Raw genomic sequence first — 24,067 nt, 5'->3', positions numbered from 1 at the left:
GGAGATGACATATGTTTGAATACAAACGCATCGCGCTAGCAGTCTCGCTAGTGCTTATGACGAGCGCATGCTCAGAAGCCCCAAAAGAGAACGCCACCACCGCCGCGGAAACAACGCAAACCGCAGCCGCTGAGACAACTGCACAAGACACTCAGCAAACAGAATCGGAAAAAGCCAACGCGCTGTTTGAAGACATTTTCATGCAGGGTGTGATGCGCAGCCCGATGTTCCAGTCGTACCTGGGTATTAAACAAGATCAGGACAAGTGGGACGATATCTCTGAAGAGCGTGCGCAGGAAGATTTAGCTCTGCAAAAAGAAAACCTCGCTAAGGTCATGGCCATTGATGAATCGAAGCTCAATGAGCAGACCCGCATCAGCTGGATGTTGATGAAGCAGCAGCTTGAGCAGGAAATCGAAGACTTCAAATGGCGCCATCACAACTACCCTGTGAACCAGATGTTTGGCATGCACTCAAGCGTTGCCTCGTTGCTGATTAACCAGCACGGCATCAGCGACGTGGATGATGCAGAAGATTACATCGCACGTCTGAACGGTTTAACCGGTCTGTTTGACCAGCTTGGTGAAAACCTGCGCCTGCGCGCGGAAAAAGGCATTATCGCACCTAAGTTTGTTTACCCTTATGTGATCAGCGACAGCAAGAACATCATCACTGGTGCTCCTTTTGATGACGGCGAAGCCAGTGCCTTGTGGGCAGATTTCACTAAAAAAGTGGATAACCTTGATATTGATGACAGCCAGTACAATGAGCTGATGAGCGCCGCCGAAGCAGCCATGCTGCAGTCGGTCAAGCCAGCTTTTGAAAATTTGATCGCTGTGGTTGAAGATCTTGAAGAGCAAGCCACCACCAAAGACGGTGCCTGGAAACTGCCTGACGGTGAAGCCTTCTATAATAACGCTCTGAAGCGCACCACGACGACCGACTTAACGGCGGATGAGATCCATGAGATTGGCTTAAGCGAAGTGGCACGGATCCACGACGAAATGCGCGTGATCATGGAAAAAGTCGGCTACGAAGGTACCCTGCAAGAGTTCTTCGTGTACATGCGTAACAACGAAGACTTCATCTACCCGTCAACGCCAGAAGGTCGTAAGCGCTACATGGATGAGGCTACCGCTTTCATCGACAGCATGCGCGGTCGTCTTGATGAGCTGTTCCTGACCAAACCTAAAGCCGATATGATCGTTAAAGCGGTTGAACCTTTCCGTGAGAAATCTGCCGGTAAAGCTTTCTATCAGCAGCCGTCAATGGACGGCACCCGTCCAGGTATCTACTACGCGAATCTGTACGACATGGCGGCCATGCCGACCTATCAGATGGAAGCGCTGGCGTACCATGAAGGTATTCCGGGTCACCACATGCAAATCGCGATTCAGCAAGAGCTGGAAGGTATCCCGTCGTTCCGTAAATTCGGCCGTTACACTGCCTACTCGGAAGGTTGGGGACTGTACACTGAGTTTCTGCCAAAAGAATACGGTTTCTATGAAGACCCTTACTCAGACTTCGGCCGTTTAGCGATGGAGCTATGGCGTGCAGTACGTCTGGTGGTCGACACTGGTATTCATGACAAGAAATGGACCCGTGAAGAAGGTATCGATTTCTACGTAACGAATACGCCAAACGCGAAGTCTGATGCCGTGAAGATGGTTGAGCGTCACATTGTGATGCCAAGCCAGGCAACTGCCTACAAAATTGGTATGAACAAGATCCTGGAGCTGCGTGAGAAAGCTAAAGCTGAGCTGGGTGACAAGTTCGATATTCGTGAATTCCACGACGTCGTACTCGAAAATGGTCCGGTACCGCTGAATATTCTTGAGCAGTTTGTAAATGAGTATATTCAGGAAAAGAAAAACGCTTAACAGCAATGTTTAGTTAAAACTGAGCCGGATGCCCGTCAACTCTGTTGGCGGGTTCCGGTCTTTTGAGGATCATTATGCCACTTGTCTACAGCTTTATTGTTTATCTGGCTCTTGCCGTTTTGCCCGCACAGGCTGATAGCCTTGCAGTCGAACGTGCCGGTCAGGTACACAGTTTCATGGCGGCTTTTAATGCCCACGACAGTGAGCGTATGGCTGAGCATGTGACGGACAACGTGGAGTGGTTATCGGTTAACGGCACCGAAATCGTCGTTGAAACCCGTGGTAAAGCAAACCTGATAAGTGCGATGGACGCTTACTTTAAGTCCTGTTCCTCATGCCAGAGTGAATTGCTGGAAGTGATGGTTTCCGGCAGCCGTGTCAGCACTGTCGAACGTGCCACCTGGCAAAGCGAGACTGAGCAGGCGGTGCAGAACCGTGAGCAACGCAGCATTGCCGTGTACGAGTTTGCTGGTGATTTGATTCAACGCGTCTATTATTTCCCCGCGGACTAGCTTCTCACCGAGCAGCCGCCGATCTTTTACCTTCCTTTTCAATGGTCACCTGTACATCGCCTATGCATCGGTTATGCTTAAATGAACGCTTAGCTGTCATTTAGGGGATAGTATGAACTTGTATTTACGTGGATTAGTACTGGCACTGGTTGTTGTTCTTGCTGGTTGCGCATCGCCGACGACCACCAACATGATCGGCACTTCCCGCACACCGCTTCAGCCCGAGCAAGTGACGGTCTACACCCAGGAACCTGCATGTTTTGAACCTATCGCGCTGGTCACAGCCACCAGTGACATGTCCTTCACTTTTACCGATCAGGCACAGATGGACGTCGTGCTGGAGCGCTTACGTGAGGCCGCAGGCCGCGTTGGTGCCAACGGTGTGCTGTTACAACGTACCGGTGAAGAACGCGATGAATCCGTGCACGTCGGTACCGGCGTGGGCCGTCAGAGTGGCAGCGTTGGCTTTGGCGTCAATATCGGCAAGTCGTTTGGGCTGATGGAGAAAACTGCTGAAGCGGTGGCGATTTGGGTATCCGCTGACGCTGCCTGCGAAGAATTCTAAGCTTGAGAGGAACACGACAATGAATCTGGGTGCATTTTCAGTAAGTCTGGCAGTGAAAGATATCGCCGCTTCGCTGGCGTTCTATAAGAAGCTGGGGTTTGAGCCTATGGTCGATCACCGCGAACAAGGCTGGGCCATCGTCAAAAATGGCGAACACGTGATTGGTTTATTTCAGGGAATGTTCGACGAAAACATCCTCACCTTCAATCCAGGCTGGGATCAGTCGGGACAGGAAACCGAAGACTTTACCGATATTCGCGAACTGCATCGCCAGCTCGAGGATGCCGGCCTTGAGGTCAGCAATGCTAACCTTGATGGCCCCGACAGCCGCGGCAGCCTGACACTCCGCGACCCAGACCGCAATGTGATATTGCTTGACCAGCATCGTTGAGCGGGGTCGCTATGCTTACGCCCGTGACAACACCTTAATCAAGTGCCAGCCGAACTTGGTCTTCACCGGACCATGGACTTCCAGAGTGGGTTTGCCGAACACTACTTTATCGAAGGCTGGCACCATTTGTCCGCGACCGAACTCGCCCAGATCGCCTCCATTTTTGGCTGACGGGCATAGTGAGTGCTTACGCGCGAGATCGCCGAACTTCTTGCCGGCGGCTAACTGCTTCTTCAAATCTTGTGCTTCGGCTTGAGTACTTACCAGAATGTGTAGGGCATGAGCGCGTGCCATAAATGCCTCTCCTATAGTGTGTCTGCCATGTCGTATATGAAAGTAATGCTCAAGCGTTACCAATCTTCCAGCTGTTGCAAATGCTTGATGCGATCACGTTGCAGCGCGAGTGCTTCGAACACGTCCGAGTAATTTTCATTGCGAGGCGACAGATTGGGCAAGGCGAAGTTGGCCTGAGTGAAGAACTCACTCTTGTAATCTTCCCAGCCTTGTTGCCACCAGTGAACAATAAATTCGCGAGATTGCAAGAGCTTGTGATTGGTCGGTAGTTTATCCGATTTTTGTGCATTGATGGCAGCTTTCGTCGGCAACAGGTTCCACAAATCATTATTTGGCCAACGGGCGAACGGGAAGGCATGATCAACTGCATAACTGCGATGTCGGATGGCACTACCGGACCAGCAACAGTGGACTTTATCTTCTGCCAGCAATGCTTCAACGCGTTTGCGTATGCGGTGGGTGGTACGCTCGGGATTTTCCCAGCGTAACGCATTAAGGTAGTCGACCTGGGAAAATGAGCGTTGCAGATTGAATGAGTAGCTCGCCATTAGATTGCTCCACTCATTGACGAGCGCAGGCTCAATCCAGACACTAAAGCGTGACAAGGCGTCCCAGATACTGCGCGGTACGTAGAATGTACCCAGTGACTTCAGGAAATCATAATCTAATACGAGAGCCCCACCTGGCTTTCGCGTGCGTTGCAATTCAACCTGGAACACTTCGGTTTTGGTGCCCGGCAAAGTGATGTATTTAGCGGGCATATTTTTGATGGTAGCGGCGATATCTTTCAGTGTGTGATAGAGGTTGTTGCTGGTGCCAGTATCGAAATAACAGGCGCCAATGTAAAAGTCGTTTGCGGTGAATGACTTCAAGGTCTGCCAGCCGTCAGCTTTAACGAATCCGAGGCCTTTACTACTGCTGCTTTGCTGTATTTCGTATTGGTCAAGCAACGGCTTATAAAGTTTCAACCAATAAAGTGCGACTAAGCCCATGGGGAGCGCTACCGTGGTATCGGTTTGTTCAAGTACCGCGCCGGGATGCCCTTCGGCGATGCGCAATAAGGTGCGCAGCAGCGCAACTTTGTAGGTCGATGCCTTACTATCGTTGATCACGATATTCCGAATCAGCGGAAATGCGCCGGTGCCATCGTCTGGCAAAGTGAGCAGGATGATCTGTCGTGATGAGGCGTCATCGCGGTTGGCGAGCAGTTTGTAGGTTAACCCCTGCTGCTGTGCAAATTGCGCGAGCTCATTAGCGTGCTCGTCAGGGGTATCGCCACGAGATAGCGAGACGACCATTTTGCCGTTGGGTTTGAGTAACGAGCTGAGTTTGCGGAAACTGCGTTGCCGCGCGGACGATGGCACGTCCATCCATGCAGCGCCAAGCAAAACCAGATCGAACTTGGTTTGCAGTTTGTGTACATGGCTGAGTTCGGGCAGGCTGTCATCTATCCAATGGATAGGTTGCGCCGCGCCATACTGTTGAGCTTGCTCACGAATACCAGCGTCGGACTCCACAGCGACAACGCTTAAACCTTTGTTGGCCAGGTAGCGCGCATCGCGTCCCGAGCTCGCCCCGATATCAAGCACCATGCCTTCCGATGGTATCTCGGTCAGCCAGTCACGCTGCGCCGCTTCGAAATCGATATGATCGACCAGACTTTCCGCGTTCTGGTTGGGGTACTTGATGCTCTTTTTCATCTTGCGATGGCTTATTTTGTTGTGCGAGAGTGACTTTCACTATAACGGCTGAATACTCCCAAGGGAACGCTTTCACCGAACAAATAAAAACCGGTAGTTAGCGGCATCACAAAGATCCCGGCTTAAGGTTTACCGCGAAATCCACTTATTACTAAGTCGCACCAGCCAGCTGGGCGAAATCTTGCTCGCCAGCGCCATGAGCTTGGTCTGGCGGCCGACATACCAGTGGATGCGGGAGCCTTTATAGTGTGCCATGCGATAGACGGTGGCGGCGATCATCTGTGGAGTCAGGCGCACACCGAGACGACGCATGCTGTCGCCCTGCATGTCGGCGACCATGGCGGTTTTGACGAATAGCGGCATCACATCCATGACCTTAATGCCTTGGTCGGCCCATTCCAGCTCCAGCGCTTCGGTGATGGCACGTACGGCAAATTTACTGGCTGAGTAGATGGCCAGCTTGGGTTGGCCATAGATAGCACTGGCCGAGCTCATGTTAATGACGCGGGCGGTGTTGGGGCCATCAACCGCTGCGGCCTCCAGATAGGGTCGTGCGAGGTAACAGCCGGCCAGTACGCCTTGCACGTTGACCTCAATCATCCGCTGCTGAGCCTCCAGGGAAATGGCCTCGAACGCACCGGAATAAAGAATCCCAGCATTATTGAACAAGAGGTTAAGCTTGCCATCGTTATGCTGCGCAAAGTCAGCTAGCGCGTCCTGCCATGAGGTATTTTCAGTCACATCCAGGACACCGGTAATAAGGCGTTCGCGCGCACTTTCAGCGACGTCGTTAGCCAGCTTGGCTAAGCCGTCCGTATCGCGATCGTAAGCCCCCACTTGCCACCCTGCCTCAAGAAAAAGCAGGGTGGTCGCGCGACCGATACCAGCTGCCGCGCCGGAAATGAAGATGCTGTTCCTGGTGTGCATTTACAGGTTCTTCTTATCAGCGAACTTGCGTTTAAATAGTCGCACCAACCAGTCGCCTTTTTGTGCTTTGTTTAACGCTGCCAGTTCGACTGTGGCGCGCTCCGTGCTAATGGTGTTCTTCAGCATAGCGTCGTAAATCGCATTGGAGGTTTTGCGCCGCTTGATGGCGTTACCGGAATCCAGAAAGGCTTCAATGGTACGCAGCACTTTGTACTGCCAACCGCCACCAGCGGAGCTTTGGGAGAGAATTTTGGCGGTTTCTTCCTGCTGGCGCTTCAGCTGTTGCTCGATGATTCTGAGGTCGGCCTGAATGCTTTCTTGTTGGCAGATTTGCCGCTCGCGCGCGATAGCAACGGTCGCTTCTACAAACTCAGCATCGAGTACGCCATATTCCTGCCAGGTTGCCAGCACCCGTGCCGCGGCCTGAATGTCAGTTAAGTCGCGGGATTCCCGCAGAATTCTGGCGTTACTGTGAACCTTGTCCCAGGCCTGCCAGCGGTAGATGAAATCAAGTCCGGTGCCTTTAATGTTCTGCACGCCTATGACACGTGCCTGCAGGCCCGGCGGGGTGGTGTCGATCAGGCACTGTACGGTCTCATTCCCGGTTGAGTAATAGTTCTCCACCACCACCCAGCGTTCTTTAAAACAGTTGAAGATATACTCGAGGGTGGTATCCACGTCCTTGTCCGAGCTGCGCAGCTGTTGCCAGTGCTGATATTCAGCATGCATTTGCGTGGTCAGCTGGCGAATAGCGTCCAGTTGCTCGCGGTCCACATTATCGGCATCGGTCTGCTCTTGCAGACGTGCAAACGCGGCACTACTATCGGCCTCACTTTGCCACTGGGGCAGCTCTGTCAGTAACTCATCCACCAGCGCCTCACTGACGTTGATACCGCGCAGCGCGGCGCCGATCCGTTTGCTGATGTGGTCCACTTCAGTTGCAATGCGAAAGCGTTTGCACAGCTGGGTCAGTTGCTGCTGTTGGTCTTCTTGCGCACCTTCTTTGAACTGAATGACAAAGTTCTGCCAGGCATCGCTGATGTAGGTCTGCAAACCGTCAAGATTGTCGCCGATGAAGTAATACCGATCGGCCTGCATATCGCTGACCAGGATCTCCGCGAAGACCTGTGAGCGCGCTACCCGGTCGGCGCGGTTATTCACTACGATGCCGGTCCAGACGTCAGGGGTCTCAACCAGGTTATGTTTATTGAATCCGGTGCGTTGCCAGTTGCTTAAGGCGCCTAAACGCTCGTTGGCAGACATGCCGTTGACGAACTCGATGTTGCGCCCCTGCACTGGTACTGTCGGGTAGATTTTCAGCACACCCAGATCGGCAATGACGTTGTCGGCCATGGCTTTGACGGCAACGTCATTGCGTACACCCAGACGTTTGGACATGGTTCGCACCAGCGCGATATTGTTCGGATGCTCGGCGTAAGGGAAACGTTTGAGCACGTCTTCGGTGATCAGGCCAGAGTCGAGCCAGGTGACCGCGGTCAGGTTGGCCTGTTTGCGGTGTGCTTCGTCCTGCAGCAGCGGCAGCATCGACTCTTCGGTGGTGTACACATCGCCTTTTTTGGCGATGAAGTTTTGCATCACAATCGGGATTTCAATGCCGGCCGGCCCCTGAATGTCTTCGTGATCGGGATAGCAGTTGGTGATGGTGGAAATATCGTCGCGCATCCACTGGCTTTGCAGGATCTCAATGTAGCGCGGGGTCAGCCCCATGCACTCCCAGAGGAACACATCGACATTGAGCTTGGAGGCAAATTTAGTTAAGAAGACTTGCTCCCAAATTGTTGCTTTGTCGTAGGGGCGGAACAGAAAGAGCTCCTTCATGGGCCGGCTGGCATTGCCGTACAGGAACATGGCTTCACAGCCGGTGGTCTTGGACAGCACACTTAAGCCAAGCTCGTTGAACACCGCTGCTTTGAGACGTTCAGTCCCCGACTTGCCCCGGGTACCCCAGCCACCAATGACCAGTGGCAAGCGCTTACGATGGCGGCGCAGTTCCACCAACTGGCGGACATGGTTGGCAAAAAAGCCAACAAAGACCACCGAGGTGAAGGCCAGCAGTTGGGTGATGGTGTTCTGGTACACCGAGTAGAAGTAGTTATAGACATCACTCATCGATGGCAAAGTGAAAGGCAGCGCCACCGCCGGGAAGAAACGGTTCACCCGCGGCTCGACGGGGTAGTTGTTGCCCTTGTTATCGGCATAACCACGAATCGATAGCTTAAAGCCTAACTGAGACACCTTTTTCAAATAGGCATTTGGGGCAAAGCTGTCGCCTTCTTGCCAGTTGCGCAGGCGAGAGAACCTGGCAAACTGCAGTTGAATTTTCCAGCGTGCCCGCAGCCGTGCCAGCAGTGATTTAGGCGGTAACACTTCGGTGACGCCTTCACTGCTGTAAATACGCATCGGCGCAGTGGGCCAGCCCTGATCCAGACAGGAGATCAGCTGATCGACCAGCGGCAGATAGCTGCGTTCGCCTGCTTCTTCACTGATGTACACCGGCTCGCCCGGGACTTTGGTGATGCTCTGTTCGGCCACGATACGGCTGTTAAACTGCTCCAGTCCGTAATACACCCGACCTTTGGTGTGGCTGTGGTTCTGTCGTTTATCCGTGGCCGGTTTGCGCCATTCATGAATCATGCGCCACAGGCGCGGGCGGAAGCGGAAGCCGGACCAGATCTTGAGCTTATTGCCTTGCGCACGCACATTAAAGCCAAAGCGTTTCGAGGCCATATAAGCCATTTGCCGGTACCAGGCTTCAGTGCGTTGGCGCGCATCGGCTTTTAGCGTCAGGCTGGCTTCCAGTGGCAGGCGCTCGAGGTTCTCGCGCTGTCTAGTATCAAATGCGGAGGCGCTGGTGTAAAAGAAGATGGCTTCCCGGCATTCTGCGGCCCAACGCCGCAAACGGGTGTCGTCATGGTGATGGTTAAGCCAGGTCAGCTGGCTATCGATCTGGGCCAGGTGCTCTTCACTTACGTCGAGGCGCGGCAGGTAACGATGCAACAGATGCGGTAACACATGGAAGACGGTGCGCAGTAAAAACACGTCATCGTCGTTGTTGAGGATGCTCAGCAGGCTCTCGACAATGCGATCCAGTTGCTGTTGCGTCCAGTCTTTGCGCAATAGGGTCAGTAAAAACTGTGCTTTGACCTTATTTGATGACTCCGACTGCAACAGCCGCAGTCCCAGTCGCAGCGCAACCTGGGGCTCGACGTACTGGGTCGACTCGGCAAAGCGCTGGCGCACATATTCAGAAGGTTCACTGCGAACGGCCCGCAAGGCATGGCGCAGCGCTTTTACTTTTAAGGGCACAAAGCGCAGCAGAGATTCCACCATCCGTGCTTTCAGGAAGATGTCAGCATCAGGCTCTTTGGCGTAAACATGCTGGAAAATCGTCAGGTACTGCGATGGCTGGGTGACCGCGATGAGGGTCATCATTTCTGCCCGCATCCAGATATGTTTTTCTTTATCCAGACAGGTGCGGTAGACGTACTGGATAGTATTACTGGGTACTAAGTCCCGAATAGCCGGACGCATCTCCTGCAAGACCACGCGCAGGCCCCGACAGGCGGCGATGCGAATAGTTGCCTGCGCCTGATAACTGAGGCTCTGGGTCAGGGCTTCCGGCAGCGCCATGAGTTGCCACAGTCGCTTAAGCTCTTCATCGTCATCAAGCTGAACCAGCGTCAGCCGCACAATTTCACACAGGCGGCCAAGCACAAACACAATGAACTTTTCATGCTCCGAGGTGCGCTTCTCAAAGTATTCACTGATGGCGGCATCATCGAACCAGTCGAGCTTGTTGGTTGCAATTTTTCGCACGATACGAGCAGGGTAGCCCAGGTATTTGGCCGCAGATACCAGGTGCTCAGTGCGCTCAGGCTCAGACGCGGACTGATGGTAGTTGTAGTTAAATTCTGCCTGGCGCGTACGCAGTTGCTCGATAGTTTTAAAGCGTGTTGCCAGCTCGTTCTGCAAAAACAGCACCAGCTGCAGTGCGTCCTGATTGGCTTCATCTTTGCCTTCAAGATTCTTCGAAACCGCTGACCATTTCTTAAAGCGCTGCTGGCACTCACGCAGTGACTGCGCGTAGATGTTTTGCCAGATCGAATCCAGCCCGGACCTTAACAGAGAGTCTGAGGATGACAGCTTAGTTTTCATCTACAGCCTCCAGTGGATCGTTGATGGTAATGTCATTGGTCTCGATATATTCCAGCGCGTGACGCTGGCGTAATGGCGAAAACAGTAATGTCGGCGGCGCGAAATCATCGTAGCCCTGACCGGCGGTGTGGTTCCAGCTGATGCCGAGAAACGCACCTGTGGTATTACGGTTGATGTCATGGCGAATATCAAAGCTCAGTTGCCACAGGTTACCTTGCGCCTGCCACCATTCATAATCGACAGACAAAGCCAATTGCGTTGAGGACAAGCGACGCCTGCGGTTGTCGTCGCGCAGGTACTGGGTGTAGCTGGCGTCCAGACCCAGCCGCCAGGGTTTAAAATACTGCCGCCAGCCACTGGTCACCGACCAGTGATCGAGCAGCTGCCCCTGACCCAGTTCATTGAGGGTGAACTGACCTTCCAGGTGCACGCGTGTGTCCAGCCAGGGTTGATAAGTGAGCTGGTCGCGTACAGTCAGACCGTAGCGGTGGTCCAGCTTATACTGGGTGACGATATCATCGTCGATGGGCACAGCAGGGGTCAGCTCTTCGCTGAGCTCACGGCCAAATACCAGCAGTTCCAGCTCGTTGCGGGTGCGGTTATTCCAGTAGTACTTCCAACGCCCTGACAGCGACGCATAAGCCGACCAGGCACCCTCGGCTTCGTCGTCGGTAGCAGCGGCCTGATAATAGAGATTTAGCCGCGCCTGAGCATCGAAGTACTTGTTGGGTAGCCAGTAGAGGTCATTATCACTGACCAGCGTGTGCAGGTCGGTGTCATTGTGTGCGCGCCACTGTAGCGAGCTGTTCCAGTAGGCGTCCCAGTCGTTAAGCTGACGTTGGTAATTCCAGCGGCTATCAATAAACTCTTCACGGCCCGTGCGCAAGTCTTCATCAAAGTTGTTACGAGCGCGGTAGCCAAGCGCAAAGCCCCAGGTGCCGTCGTCCTGCTCACCCAACTGGTACAGCGTACCAGCGAACACTGCCCGCTGTGGGTCCACCGGCCAGATGGTAGGTGGCTGCTGAGCAACACTAGGCTCTGGCTGCGCGGCCGACAGCAGTGGCGTTTGCGGCTCATCCGCCAGTGGCTGTTGTTGCCAGATAAAGAAACGGTAGTAGCTGTGCTCACCGGAACCGTCACTGTGCGCCACCTGGTAATGCGTATCTTCTGCAAACCATTGGTAACTGTGGCTGGCTAATGCATCCCGGTGTGTGTAGTGGTCGATGCGCAGCAGGTTATTGGCCGGAATGAAAAGTTCAATCTCGCGGTCTTGGCTGGCCCGGTAGGTTTTCACCTGAGTGCCGGGTAGCAAAGACTCGCCATCGCTATCCAGCAGACGGTACAACACCAGCGCTGATGAGGGCTCGGTAAATTCAAGTGAAAGCGTATGTTCACCGCTGCTCAGGTTCAGCGGAATGGACAGCAGCTCGCTGCTAAGCGCTCTTACCATGGTGCCATCAGAAGTGGTGATACTCAGCGTGGCAGGTGCTGCTGGACCGCTGAGCTCGGTGGCTTTACGAACCTCCAGCGTCACTGCCTTGGGTGCACGTAAATCCAAAGCCAGCTGCGCTTGCTCGTCATCGGCCAGACGGCGTTCGCCGGGGCGGACGTCGCTGGTCATTAGCGCGCGGCGGACCTGCCACCAGGGCGCGCTGGGTTGCCAGCGCTCTGTTTCTAAATAGGCGATGCCATCGCTGCTGCTTACGGTATCCAGCCGTTGCCAGGCATAGCCTTGGGTTAAACGATCCAGCAACAGCTGCTGGGTGTCGGTCAGCGCCGTACCCAAAGTGTTGGCTTTCACTTGTTTGCGCTCGGCATCGGCTAGCTCAGAGTGTTGCGTTGCCAGCGCTAATTCCGACAATCGTTGTGTCAGAGGCGGTGTCACAGCGGGTAACGAGGCGTTAGCGGCCGCGGCGGCTGACGCAGTCAGGAGCTGCGGCTCTGCTGCTTCAATGACCACCCCGGCGGCAAATCCTTGCGCCTCGATACTGATGTCGTTGACCTGATCCGCGTTGAGCGTAAAGGTGTAACTTTGTGGCAGGCCAACCCACAGTTGCTCGCTTTGCGACCAGCTCAGGCTCTCGCTGGCGCGGTCCATGCGTACAGCCAGCGGGTAGCTGTTATCGTTAATGGTCAGCGTCACTTTGTGCAGCTCACCGGAAGCCGTAGCTTCGGTGAGTTCCGGGTACAGAGTGACTTTCAGACGCGGCGAACCCGCCAAGCGCAGGCGTAATGAGGTAGCGTTGTCGAGATAAAACGTTGTTAAATACAAATCCAGATCGCCGTTGTAGATCAGCGCTTCGCGGGTTTTTCCGGCGAATTCAGGGCGCTGACGAACCCAGTGGTAATCTGTTACGTCAGCGGGCCAGCTTTGCTGTTGTACAGCTGTAAGTTTGCCAAACCAGTACTCGGCCAGATCGGATTGCTGTGAGACAACCGCTGCCCGTAAGGCGAGCTCGGTCGGTATTTCGGTACTTTGGCTCTTATCGATCAATAAGAACAGCAGCGCCGCCTCACGCTGGCGGTTCTGCTGGGTCCAACTATAAGCAATCGCGGCAAGAGCTTCAGGGTCAGCGTGATGGAACAGGCGCCAGGCCCAGTAACCTTCGGTGTCAAACCAGCGCTCCTGCTCGGCGAAAAGTTGCAACAGCAGCGTCTCTGCTTGGGTTTGCAGCGCGGACTCTGAACCTGCTGCAAGATCCACCAGCAGTTGCCGGGCGGTAAAGTTGTAGCCCAGCTTCGTCAACTGCTGGTAGACGTCAGCAACATCCTTTAACTGCACGTCGAAGGTCGTGGCGAGTGCGTTGCGAACGCTGGCAAACTGGTCTGCAGTGATACTGCGCTGCTTATCCAGATACGGACTGGCATAGCGCTCGGTAAACTGCGCCGAGCGGCTCTGCAGTCTGGTGTGCCATTCCGTGGCAACTGCTTGCTTTAGGGCGCTGTTCGTCAATGCCGACGAGCCCCCTTCACGCAGTGCGCTAACAAGCTCGGCGCTGGCACTTGGCGAGAGATTGAGCCAGCCGGATTCACTGACACTTGCCGGTTGTTCATTGGCATAATCGAGACGTAACCAAGCATCGTGGTCGCCGGCGCTGGTGACCGTCAACGATTGGTAGGGCTGGTTAAAATCCAACAGTATTTCAGTGACCTTATGCGCCGGAGTGTCGGTTTTGGATATCAATGCCAGTTGCGAGCCATTGTCCAGCTGCCAGTGCTGCAGTGGCGTGAGCTCAGGGCGTAGCCTTACTTCCTGTTGTTCACCACTGTTAGTGCGCACCATGAACGCGGTGGCATCTTCCTGCCATTTTACCGTCAGTTTTACCGGGGCGTTGCGGGTTTGCTCTGGTAAAGCAAAGCTGGCGCTGTGTCCGGCTGGCAGTTGGTAAAAATACTCTGGCTCGCGCGTCGGGTGTGCAGAGCTCGGCAGGACCAGCGCTTCTGGCTTGCGGACCGCCCCCGTTAACGGAATAAAGCTCTCCGTTGCTAATGCCTGCTGTGGCGGCAGACTACGAAAAAACGAGGTCGTCAGCCACGGCTGCTGCTGCAGCGCTAATTGCTTGTCTTGCGCCTGCTCAATGGCGTCTGGCGCATTGCGTTCGGCTAGAAATTGCGCGCTGGCATCGCTTTGCAGCCAGCGCAGATACGCGTCGCGGTCCAGATCAAGGCTGAGCTGTTGGCCAGCCTCAGTCACATAAAACGGCACCCGGATTGGCCGTGACAGCAGCTGCACATAGCCTCGGTCGTCTTCATAGCGGGTGCTGTCGTCCAGGTTGGCCGCCAGCTGCAGCTGACGCTCAGGGGTTTGCAGTGTCAGTGTCTCGTAGAGTTCATACGAGGCCCGCCAGGGGATGCGGATTTCCAGATGATAAAGGCCAGGTTCACTGAACTCAGTGACGTAATCTTCCTCGCCGGGCACCAGCTGCATGTCGTGGGCTTCAAAGCCGGTCTGCATGGTCAGGGTGGTGACACTGTGTTGGTCGCTGAGCTTGATGCGCGCATCGTCATGAAGCACAGCGGCCGATGTTCTCTTTGAGTGGTACAGGCGAGTCGTTCGCGCGTCGCTGTGTTGCAACAGGATACTGCGCTCTTCGGTAGTGTTCACCGCATAAAAGTAGTCGGTGTAATCTTTATCGTGGTGAGCATCGAGCGGGCTATGGCTGACAAAGATGCCACCGCCCGTAGATGACCAGATCTCCGGCTTTGCTTGCTGATCTGCCGCATTGTCGGCGTAGACACGCAGGCGCCACCAGTCACTGGCGGGCGCCTTAAAGGTCGCCTCGGCGCGTGATGTGGAGGTCGTTTCTGCCTCGTACCACAGCACCCGGTCGACCGGTTGTGCGCTGGCTGGCACTAAGCCAGCCCATAACATCAAAGCAAAAGCACAGATACCACTTCGGATCATTACCCGGACGCTCCTGTCATGCATTGCAGGGCCTGAATCGCGGTGGCGCGATCGGCAGCCAGACTGTCACGCACGCCACGACTCATTTCCACGTGGATAAATTGCTCAGACTTGCCCCAGTCGGCGAGGGCCTGGGCAACATTGTTCTGGGTGCCGCCAAGTTCGCCGACCTGATCCGGGTACCGCAGCACATTCACGCCTAGCAATGCAGTCAAACAGGCCTGAATACTATGCAGGCGGGTTTCCTGTGGAAACAGCTCGTTGGTGCCATGACTGAGGATGATGTCAGCATTGCGACCGGCTTCGGTACTGCGTTTACTTTTGGCGTAGCCGTGCAACTGTACGATGACGCCCTCGGAGTTCTCAGCTATCCAGGCTTCCGATGCGGCCAGTAAAGCACTGCGCCGGGCATTGGAAATGTCGCTGTTGACCTTGGGTTTTTGATCCTGACCGGCACGGCGGTGAATCGAGTTCGTCATGTACACCTGCGCCAGGTTCACCTGCCAGCCGACATCAGCGATGGCACCCGTATGCAAGTCAAAGTAACGGTGCGGTGCTTGCAGAAAGACCGGGTTGCTGTTGCTGTGCCGGTAACCGACAGCGCCCCAGCCGAGATTGGCATTACTGGCGGCTAAAATGACCTCCTGTTCCTGCCAGTTTGCCGTCTGGAGCTGGTAGAACTCGGTCAGTCCACCATTACTGCCATTGCGAAACAGTGACAAAAACGATGCCTCAAGCGTTGATTGGTTGGGCGTCGAAACCCGCTCATAGTAGTCGCTGCGCGGCACAGTGTCGTACCAGGGCAGATCCACGGTTTCGGCGTGAGTCGGTAAAGTTTGCATGGCGAAGCCTATGACACATAAGAGTTTAAAATAACGCATTGCCGTCCTCCGTATAAATCTCTATTTGATAAAGTGGCACTGCAGCAGAGTAACCGGCCTGAACATATCCGGAATTCGGTGCTGAGGTGCTGACAGTGACACGGTAGCGTCCCTCTGCTAAATCGCGGCCCAGTAAAAACGGCAGCCGTATCGGTTGCCAAACAGGCGCTTGATTTTGATTGAGCAGTACCACCGAGGGTGACCTCTCGGCTGCGGCAAGCGGGAAGCTGCGTTTGGCCACAGTATAATCCGCGTAGACACCCACCTGCTCCTGTTTTTCCAGGGTTAAGGTCAGTTGATGCGGCGCGGCAATTGCCGGGAAGTAATTGAAGGTTAACCACTCTTCTTCGGCAGTTTTGTCGACCACGAAAGTGAGGGGTTGCGTGAGTTTGTAGCCGTTGCGCACACGATAGTGCGGTTGGGCTGATACCGGCTGATAATTGCTGTACCACTGCACCGCAGTCGGCGCGGTTAGGGTTAAAGTGTAGTCGCTTTGCGCCAGAGCAGGCAAAAACAGTCTGCCAGAGCGGGCATTGAGCCAGTCCTTAGCAACGAGCTGGCCATTGAGCTTGATCTCCACTGGTACAGGAGCGTCCGTTGCTTTTTGATACACCAGTTGTGGGCGTACTTTCTGCGCATGGCCAGGTGCGCTCACCACATAGCGGGAACCGTCCCCCGCGACCGGCGCGTAAACCAAATGAGCTGAGTCCGCAGTCACCTCCAGCTGCTGACCGGGCTCGCCCGCGGCTAAAAACAACTCAAAATACGGTGCCTCGTTGACACTTGTCAGCGTGTACCACTGTTCTTCAACACCGGCTTCAGCGGTTGCCGCCGGCTCAGGCAGGGGCATTTGCCAGGATATCAGTTGCGTGACCACCGGTAGTTCAGTGTTGTTTAGCATGGGATATGCCAGGAACCATTTGGGTATGCTCTGCTGCTGCGGTTCATCTTCGTTGCCGGGTTCGACCCGGTAAGCTAAATCGGCCGGGCGCGTGTAAAGGTTGACCAGCACTTGTCCGGCCATCGTTGCCGGGGCATGGCTCAGGCTTACGTGCAGCTCAGCCGAATTGGCTGGTGCGACGATATACTGCGAGCTTTTCTCATGCACCGTTGAGACCAGACTTGAATCGACGCTGACTTGATAGGGGTTAGGTTCCAGTTGTGGTTGCAGCTGACCACTTAGCAGCTCTTGGCCAGCTGCATCGACGATGCGCCACTGCAGGCTCAGGTCTTGCGCTGGCGTCGCACCCCTGCGGGTCAGGCGCCTGGCATCCAGTCGTAGCGGTTGTGCTTGCCGCGCGTCAGGCACCAGCGCGAAGGTCAGCGAGCTGTCGGGTTGCACGACGCTGGCGCGCAAATAATTGTAATCCGCGCTGACCATCTCGCCATTGGCGTCATAGAACACCAGTTCGCAGCGCGCCCTGGCGCTGAGCTGATACAAGTCTGGTTGCGCTGGCAGCTGCGCCCGCGGGGATTCGGCATCAAGACGGACAGGTTTAACCACCGACTCGCCCGCCTCGGTAACAGAGCTCAGCTGGAGCTCTGTAGAAGCCGCTCCGCTAAGACTTTCACAGGCGAACTCTTGCAGATTAGTTTGCACGCGGGTATCGATGGTAAACCAGCGCTCTGGACCGATCACAGCGAGCTCATCGGTGATCTGATCTTCATCATCCTCAAAGACTTCCGCCTGTTCGTTCACAAACAGAATGCGAGAGTTGATACGCTCGCTGGAGGAGTCGGCCGGGCCAATGGGCTGCCAGCGCTGCATCAACCGCGCGGCGCGCTCACGTTCGGGAACCAGCTCGACCGGATAAATGTGGTCTTCAAAAAAGCGTGCCTTTTGTTCTTCATTTAAGCGCTGCCACATGCGGCTGACAGAAGCTTCATCGTATTGCACCAAAACTGCCACGCGAATTGCTATAGGCCTTGAGGATTCGGTCAGTGTCAGCGCAAACTCGTTCAGGCTCTGGCGCTCTGCAAAACTCACCACATGCAACTGTGTTATGCCGGCCAGAGTGTCCTGTGGCGAGTCAAAAAAGCGTCCCGGAAGCTGCTCGCCAACCGGAGCTTCCTCGCCGTACAGCATGACGTTGTAGCTTTCTGAAAGCGACGTGTCCGGGCGCGCGGTAAACTGCAGCGTTGCTTGTTCATCGTCCGCAACCACGCCGACCGGAGTATGTAAAATGCGCAGTTGCGTGGCTTCATTGGGGACATCGAACTCGAAGGTTTCACCAGGCTGCAAAATGTACACCGTGGATTGTTCGTAATCGTCTTCCCAGGGCTGCACATCGATTTTTTGCAAACTTTGCAGACTGAGCTGCGCGGCGTACCAAAGTGCAGCTAGCAGAGCTAAGCCGAGTAGGAGCAGAAGCAGGCGTCCGAGCATTCTCATTCGCTCACCTCCAGTTGCAGCCATTGCATGCGTGAGCGAACAAACTCACGGAAGGTTTCCACACGGGCGTCCTGCAGTGATACCTCCAGCGTCGATACCGACAGCGGCGTCAGGTTTTTAACTGCCACCACTTTACCTTCGGCGTTACGCAGTACGATGTAGCTTTGCAAAGATTCGTTGTCCTGCCAGAGCTCGAACGCTAAGGCAGGGAACCGCTCACGCAGTGTTGCTAATACCTGAATATTTTGCGACTGCTCAAAGCGATTGAGCATCTTTTTGACCTCGAGCAAGGTCTGGGCAGGCAGCGTAGCTAGTTGTTGCTCAGCAAGAAACTGCGCAACGTCATGGCGCTGCGTTTCAATCCCCAGCGCACTGAACTGCTGATAAAGCACCGATTCGGATTCAACCAGGCGGAAGCTCTCGCGAAGGCCTCTGGGCAGCCAAATCTCGGCATACTGAGCCGAGGGGATAAATTTGGTAAAGCGTGCCTGCGCTGTGTAATTGGCCGCGGCCAGCTCGACCTGACCGGCAGCGCCACCGACGCCGGCACTAACTAATAAGTTTTCTAAATAATCGCGCAGCTCGAGGAACTGCGACTGTTGCGTAGCAAAGGGCTTATGCAGTTCGTAATAACTCAGTTTCACGCCGCCATCGGCGTACTCATCGGTGGCACTGTAGCCACGCACCTGCACTGCAGTTACGCCCATATCCGCGTGATGCCTGAGCGTCGACTGGTGCATGAGGTTGAACAGCGACAGAGGGTTACTGCGGGCAACCACCCGCGCCGAACCATCGGCGTTTGCCTGTGGGTGCGCGCCACTGACTAATAAAGCGCTGGCATCCATTTGCTGAAACAGAGAGCCGGCAAACTCGAAGCTGCCACTTTCGAAAATAGGTGATGGCGCTTCAATGACATAAGGCTCGCTGGCGCCAAGTTTAAACACATAGGTGCCCCAATGCCGCAACCTGTTGGTGTCGGCGTTGACCTTTTCGCGCAGAATAAAGTACTCGGCGCCGCTGGAAATGTGTTTATAGAGAATAATCTGATAACCCAGTTGCGCGGCCGACTGCGCGACCTGGTTGATCAGCGGCTGAGCCTCCTCGAGCCAGTTGGGCGCACCATAGCGTTCTATGGTCATGAATAAGGGCGTTAATACGGTCTGGTCAAAATAAAGCAGTTCCGCCTGAGTAGGCACCACATACTTTTCGGTATTTTTTGCCGCCAGCAGCCGTTTATTTTCCTGCAAAAAGGACAGCAGATAACCGGCGATTTGCTGTTCATTCGCCACGGTATCGATAGGTTTGTTAACGGCACTTTGGGTCAAAATTGAAAGCATCGCCGGGCGTGTCAGAAACAGCTCAGCAAAACCGTAACGTGCCACATCACGCTGCCGGTTCTGAAAGTCAGGCGTATTCCAGACAATGTCATAACCGCCGGTGAGCTCTTCCAGCGTCGCCAGAGACAGGTCCATCGGCGGTCGATCTTTGACCCACATCCGGGTGTCTTCGGCAGTAATTGCTGTGGCCTCACGCTCGCCCAATAATAGCCGGGCAAGACGTGGGGAGTACTCACGCACCTGCAGCGTATTATTCGGTGACAGGGTCTGGTGAAAGGTCTGGAACAGCGTTTGCGAATTCAGCAGGACCTGATCGCTGCCATCCTGTGCCCGTTCCGAACGTGCCGATGCCACCGCCAGGTACTTGGCTTCGAGACGGTTAAAGAGCGGCAGCATCGCCAGCGCGGTGATATTTTCGTCCATCACCGTGGGGAACTGCAGTGCCAGCTGATTGGTTTGCTGTAAGTCAAAAATGTAAAAGCCCCAGCCGCGCTCGGGCGTTGCGTCGCGCAAGATGATATAACGTGACTCGACCCACACGGCTTCATAGCCAAACTCATTGGCAAGACCTGCCACCTGATCCAGCTGTCGACCGGAAGGCGATGGACCCAGCGTATCAATGGTTAAAATCGTTTGGCGGAACTGGCTCAGGGTTAACGGCGAGATGGTGACGCCGCGTTTCATCGTGTAAGAGGCAAAGTTTGCTTGCCGCGAGTTTTCTACCACGCTGGCCAGACTCTGCTCGCTAACCTTAATCTCTTTCAGGTTGCTCAGTTGCATGGCGCTGGCATCGTTTACCGGGTTGTAGAGGGTCAGGGAGAAACCTATAACACTGGCAACGATAGCGGCAATCAAAGAGGTTTGCACTGTGGTGCGGGTCATCTTGATGGCGATGTTCTTCTGGTACATTTTTATCGCCAGCAAGGTCGCCAGCAAGTAGCCGAAACCGTACAGATCGGTGATCTTCTGTGCCGGGAACCAGAGGACAATGATGTAGCCAAGAATCAGCTTGTAGACGAAGCTAATGTTGAAAAACAGCAACAGCTGGCGCGCGCCCTCAATATTCTGATTACGGATCATGGGCAATTTCAGCAACCCGATAGCACAGGCCAAAATCACAAAGGCTTCGACGAAGGTGGTGGCAATTTTCAGCGGGTTATACCACTGCAACGCCAACAGACTGGGAATGAGTATGCCGTTGAAGTCCCAGCCGTACCTGAGGTTCAGCCGCGAGGCCAAAAACGCAGCGGTGATAAGAATAATGTAGGCTTTGGGACTGGCCAGGATGTTACTGGCAACGTCCTCGTACATGTAACCGAGGGTGCTGATATTAAAATTGGTCAGCGGTATCAGAATGAAACTGACGATGGCGTAGGTGACCGCCAGGTGAATCATCAGGGTCGACACACCACGCTTTAAGCCACTGTTCCAGAACTGATTCGCGCTAAGGGCGATAATGATGAGGCCAAAGCTATGCAAGCTACTGCGAAATTCGTAGTCAACGCCGCGCTGCAGTAAAAACTCGTCGAGCTCAACCAGTAAGAAGGCGTCAAAAGTGACCCGCACCAGTACACTCATCAGAATGAGCATAAAGAAGCGGTCCCGGCCAAAGAATTCACCGAGCCCAAACCTGACCAGTAACCTGTCGGCCACCGCCCGCGTCAGCAGGTAGGTGATGATACTTTCCACCACGATAACCACGGCGGAGCCGGGTTTTACCAGCAGCAGAGGCACAATGTACCCGGGCACCACCAGACCCGAAAGGGTAGTGCCGTAGCGCAGGTTCATGAAGGCGACCACGGTGACACCAATCCACACGGTGGTGACCACCGAGCTTGCTAATCCCCCCGTGGGGAAAATTTCGAGCGGAAACCAGTCCATTATTGAATAGGCCTCTCACTATCAACAATATTAGCTTCGAAGGTAGGTAATAAAAGTGTCAGCTGGAAGCCCTCGCCTAACTCGCTTGTCACCTTAAGCTCAGCGCCCCATTCCTGGATTTGTCGTGCCAGGTAAAGTATATGGAACAGGTCTTCGCGCTCACTGAAAAGCTCAATATTGGAGAGCTCATGTAAACTCTCCAAGCGCTCCTGAGGCACGCCGTAGCCCTTATTCATAAACTGTATCTCGACGCGTCGGCATTTGTTTTCTAACGAGCAGCTATTGATCGAAACCCGAAGTTCACCTTGGCTGCTATCGGCATCTTTGATTAGCAGCGACAAAATGGCGTCGATAAGTTGCTTGGCCTGTTCCACTGAAACCATTGCCAACGCTGGAATCTCTGGCCAGTCGAGGTCGACTTTGACGGCTTTTTCCTGCAGTGCCTGACTATGCTTACGCACACTGTTCTGCACCATGTTCGCTGGATTAATGGGAAACACCTCGTTGCTGTGTTGCTGCAGGTCCAGCATGCGTTCAACAGTAGTGCTAAGCTTATCGGTTTTATCCAGCACCTCGTGGATAGCTTCGATCTGTTCTTGCTGAGCTTCACCCTCTATGTGGGGCAGTCGATCGGTTATTTTTCGAATAGCGGCAAAGTCTGTTGCCAGCATGTCAAAGTAGTAGCGGTGTAACTCCCGTTTGCTTTCGATGACTTGTTGCACCGAGTGAACATCGACGAACTCGAAGAGGATACCGGCCAGTAAAAAGGGTGACATTTCATCGCTGCGGTTGACCTCACGCTCAATCGGTAGCACCCGCAGAATATAATCGGACTCGAGTTTGGAGCTGGATATCGGCCACTCAATCGTGCGGTGATGTAAGGTAATTTGCAGCAAGAGTTTCTTAACTTTCTCTGACTTCTCACCGGTGAGTTCAACCAATAAATCATGGGCGCTCATGGTGAAAAATTTAAGATCCAAGGCTTGTGCAACCTTGTCCATTTTTTTGTTGGAGGTCAGCACTTGGCCGAATAAATTGTAGAGCACCAGCGCTGAGCTGTTGCGGCTAAAGACATTTTGCAACAAACCTAAACGGCGCTCTAATAATTCGATAGCGGAATCGAGTTGGCGATGCTCGTTGACGGCGTAATTCAAATTAATGACCTTACGCAACCAGCGGTTCTCTCTGGCGGTTGACTGTACAAATTTGCTGCGATGATAAAGCAATTCCGATAGCTCGCGCGCGAAACTAACTAAATTATGCTCGAAGCTTTTCTCGTTCCAGCTGTCATCAGGTTCAACCGTCAATGCCCAGAAGCCTAAGACTTCACCGGCGAACATCAGTGGCACGATGTATTCGATTTCCTGCTCGGTGGTGTCTTTAAAGTAATGCTTACTACCGATGCGATGAGGCCGCTGCGTTTGAATGGCATCACTGTAAGGGGCACGCTGGAAGTCGCGGCGACGTTCTTCGATGTCATCAACGGTGCAGTTCAGGGAGTGTATTGCCAGCAGACGATGATCCTGCTCCACCCGATCCAGCAGGATTGAGCGTCGCATGTGCAGGTGTTGATCGATAAACACGTGCAGATTTTTCCACGGGTCTTCCGCCTGCAGAAATGATCCAGGCAGCATCCGCTGGTTTAATCGAGCTTGCAGTTTTGCGGTGCGCGACGAAAGAATACGACCCTCCCGGCGGCGCTCACTGATTAAAAACTGTAACAGCGCCATCACCTGGGTCAGGAACAGTTCACCAAACGGAAACACCAGCTGGAAGCCGACAAATAACAGATAGGCAAGTACCAGCGCCGTGACGAACTGCACCGTCTCGAACAGTAAAATACCGTTACTATTAAAAAGCTGCAGCAAAAAGAATGCCGCAAAGTAAGCACAAAACAGTCCTAGCGCTATCACCCATAGCGGAATGGTTTTCAGATTCAGATCATGGACAACGGTTTCGACCGCGAGGGCCTGCATCTCGACATAGCTGAGGTACTCCTGATCCAGAGTACCTGCTGCGTAGAAGCGCTCGTAGCGCTGGTTTGGACTGACCTGAATAAACACAATCTTGTCAGCGACCAGACTCCCGATGATGTCACCGTTGAGCGCCTGCTGAGTGGTAATGTTCGGCAGCAGGTTGGGGCGAATAGCGAAGTTAAAGAAGCGCTCATACTCTTGTTCTTTCGCAGCGGATGCAGGTTTGATGAGGCTTAAAAGCGAGTTTTCACGGCTGGTCAAGCTGAAGGAGCGGTAATTGCCATCACTGGAATTGAGTTCGAACAAACGCACTGAATCTGGGTATTCGTTTTGGAAGTCCTGGCCTCGGGATGACGTAAGATGGACATTATTAGGCCAGTCAAAGGCTCGGGTTGTGCTCCGTGAGGCGTTATCGAGAACCAGAACATGCGCTGCACCTGCATCGGCTAATTGACTGACAAGATTGTCCACTTCGTTGTCGGTGAGATCAAAGTTGCCGGTATTTTTTATGATAAAGGTTTTCGGTACAAACTCTGGGGCCGACGAAACGGATAAAAAAGCATCAGTAAGTTTTGCGTTGAAGATCCCCAGCGGCGCGGTCATGGATAGACCGAGGACAGCTGCTATAGCTAGCATGCCGATCACTAAATCAATGATAAATCCTTTTAGTCTCACTTCGGGACTCCAGCGCTTTTAGTTACCTGTTATTAACTGATATTACAATCTTTTCGATTTAGGATATACCTGTGT

At 54.0% G+C, this 24,067-nt stretch carries 13 protein-coding genes; 4 read left to right on the top strand and 9 right to left on the bottom strand.

The genetic code is table 11. The features are described 5' to 3' along the window. Positions 1–11 precede the first annotated feature (11 nt). From J6J28_RS09505 to J6J28_RS09490, 4 genes are all read left to right on the top strand, one after another. The gene (locus tag J6J28_RS09505) at positions 12–1,880 is read left to right on the top strand and encodes a DUF885 domain-containing protein (protein ID WP_301721342.1); all 1,869 of its coding nucleotides are present in this window, start codon (positions 12–14) and stop codon (positions 1,878–1,880) included. A gap of 74 nt (positions 1,881–1,954) precedes the next feature. Continuing rightward, positions 1,955–2,392: a nuclear transport factor 2 family protein gene (locus tag J6J28_RS09500; protein ID WP_301721341.1), complete on the top strand. Its 438-nt coding sequence runs from the start codon at positions 1,955–1,957 to the stop codon at positions 2,390–2,392. Between the two features lie 112 nt (positions 2,393–2,504). Continuing rightward, positions 2,505–2,957, top strand: a complete 453-nt coding sequence (locus J6J28_RS09495) for a hypothetical protein (protein ID WP_301721340.1) — start codon at positions 2,505–2,507, stop codon at positions 2,955–2,957. A gap of 19 nt (positions 2,958–2,976) precedes the next feature. Then, a complete protein-coding gene (locus J6J28_RS09490; RefSeq protein WP_301721339.1) occupies positions 2,977–3,348 on the top strand; it encodes a VOC family protein in 372 nt (123 codons plus the stop codon). 15 nt (positions 3,349–3,363) lie between these two features. Here the strand turns inward: J6J28_RS09490 and J6J28_RS09485 are convergent, their stop codons facing one another. The 9 genes from J6J28_RS09485 to J6J28_RS09445 all read right to left on the bottom strand — a co-directional run bounded on the left by J6J28_RS09485 (position 3,364) and on the right by J6J28_RS09445 (position 23,992). Beyond that, positions 3,364–3,642 (bottom strand): peptidylprolyl isomerase, encoded by a 279-nt coding sequence (locus tag J6J28_RS09485; protein ID WP_301721338.1) that lies wholly within the window; start codon positions 3,640–3,642, stop codon positions 3,364–3,366. Positions 3,643–3,698: 56 nt separating this feature from the next. Next, entirely contained in the window at positions 3,699–5,342 is a 1,644-nt protein-coding gene (locus J6J28_RS09480; RefSeq protein WP_301721337.1) for a class I SAM-dependent methyltransferase, read from the bottom strand. 129 nt (positions 5,343–5,471) lie between these two features. After that, a complete protein-coding gene (locus tag J6J28_RS09475; RefSeq protein ID WP_301721336.1) occupies positions 5,472–6,269 on the bottom strand; it encodes an SDR family oxidoreductase in 798 nt (265 codons plus the stop codon). Further along, a complete protein-coding gene (locus J6J28_RS09470; protein ID WP_301721335.1) occupies positions 6,270–10,445 on the bottom strand; it encodes a hypothetical protein in 4,176 nt (1,391 codons plus the stop codon). It abuts the gene before it with no gap. Beyond that, positions 10,435–14,850: a hypothetical protein gene (locus J6J28_RS09465; RefSeq protein WP_301721333.1), complete on the bottom strand. Its 4,416-nt coding sequence runs from the start codon at positions 14,848–14,850 to the stop codon at positions 10,435–10,437. Before J6J28_RS09465 ends, J6J28_RS09470 begins: the two co-directional genes overlap by 11 nt. Continuing rightward, positions 14,850–15,731, bottom strand: a complete 882-nt coding sequence (locus J6J28_RS09460; RefSeq protein ID WP_301721332.1) for a hypothetical protein — start codon at positions 15,729–15,731, stop codon at positions 14,850–14,852. Before J6J28_RS09460 ends, J6J28_RS09465 begins: the two co-directional genes overlap by 1 nt. Continuing rightward, entirely contained in the window at positions 15,718–18,123 is a 2,406-nt protein-coding gene (locus tag J6J28_RS09455; protein WP_301721331.1) for a hypothetical protein, read from the bottom strand. Before J6J28_RS09455 ends, J6J28_RS09460 begins: the two co-directional genes overlap by 14 nt. Then, complete coding sequence (locus J6J28_RS09450) at positions 18,120–21,341, bottom strand: poly-gamma-glutamate biosynthesis protein PgsC/CapC (protein WP_301721329.1); 3,222 nt, start codon at positions 21,339–21,341, stop codon at positions 18,120–18,122. Before J6J28_RS09450 ends, J6J28_RS09455 begins: the two co-directional genes overlap by 4 nt. Further along, positions 21,341–23,992 (bottom strand): sensor histidine kinase, encoded by a 2,652-nt coding sequence (locus tag J6J28_RS09445; protein WP_301721327.1) that lies wholly within the window; start codon positions 23,990–23,992, stop codon positions 21,341–21,343. Before J6J28_RS09445 ends, J6J28_RS09450 begins: the two co-directional genes overlap by 1 nt. Between the last annotated feature and the right edge of the window lie 75 nt (positions 23,993–24,067).

Source organism: Pseudidiomarina terrestris, assembly GCF_030466375.1.
Lineage (GTDB): Bacteria > Pseudomonadota > Gammaproteobacteria > Enterobacterales > Alteromonadaceae > Pseudidiomarina > Pseudidiomarina terrestris.
This window is presented reverse-complemented; position numbering and strand designations above follow the sequence as displayed.

Excerpts from the sequence above, each read along its gene's own strand:
- J6J28_RS09485 (WP_301721338.1), bottom strand. The coding sequence starts at position 3,642 with ATGGCACGCGCTCATGCCCTACACATTCTGGTAAGTACTCAAGCCGAA.
- J6J28_RS09500 (WP_301721341.1), top strand. The coding sequence starts at position 1,955 with ATGCCACTTGTCTACAGCTTTATTGTTTATCTGGCTCTTGCCGTTTTG.
- J6J28_RS09450 (WP_301721329.1), bottom strand. The coding sequence starts at position 21,341 with ATGGACTGGTTTCCGCTCGAAATTTTCCCCACGGGGGGATTAGCAAGC.
- J6J28_RS09505 (WP_301721342.1), top strand. The coding sequence starts at position 12 with ATGTTTGAATACAAACGCATCGCGCTAGCAGTCTCGCTAGTGCTTATG.
- J6J28_RS09455 (WP_301721331.1), bottom strand. The coding sequence starts at position 18,123 with ATGAGAATGCTCGGACGCCTGCTTCTGCTCCTACTCGGCTTAGCTCTG.
- J6J28_RS09480 (WP_301721337.1), bottom strand. The coding sequence starts at position 5,342 with ATGAAAAAGAGCATCAAGTACCCCAACCAGAACGCGGAAAGTCTGGTC.
- J6J28_RS09460 (WP_301721332.1), bottom strand. The coding sequence starts at position 15,731 with ATGCGTTATTTTAAACTCTTATGTGTCATAGGCTTCGCCATGCAAACT.
- J6J28_RS09465 (WP_301721333.1), bottom strand. The coding sequence starts at position 14,850 with ATGATCCGAAGTGGTATCTGTGCTTTTGCTTTGATGTTATGGGCTGGC.
- J6J28_RS09490 (WP_301721339.1), top strand. The coding sequence starts at position 2,977 with ATGAATCTGGGTGCATTTTCAGTAAGTCTGGCAGTGAAAGATATCGCC.
- J6J28_RS09475 (WP_301721336.1), bottom strand. The coding sequence starts at position 6,269 with ATGCACACCAGGAACAGCATCTTCATTTCCGGCGCGGCAGCTGGTATC.
- J6J28_RS09470 (WP_301721335.1), bottom strand. The coding sequence starts at position 10,445 with ATGAAAACTAAGCTGTCATCCTCAGACTCTCTGTTAAGGTCCGGGCTG.
- J6J28_RS09495 (WP_301721340.1), top strand. The coding sequence starts at position 2,505 with ATGAACTTGTATTTACGTGGATTAGTACTGGCACTGGTTGTTGTTCTT.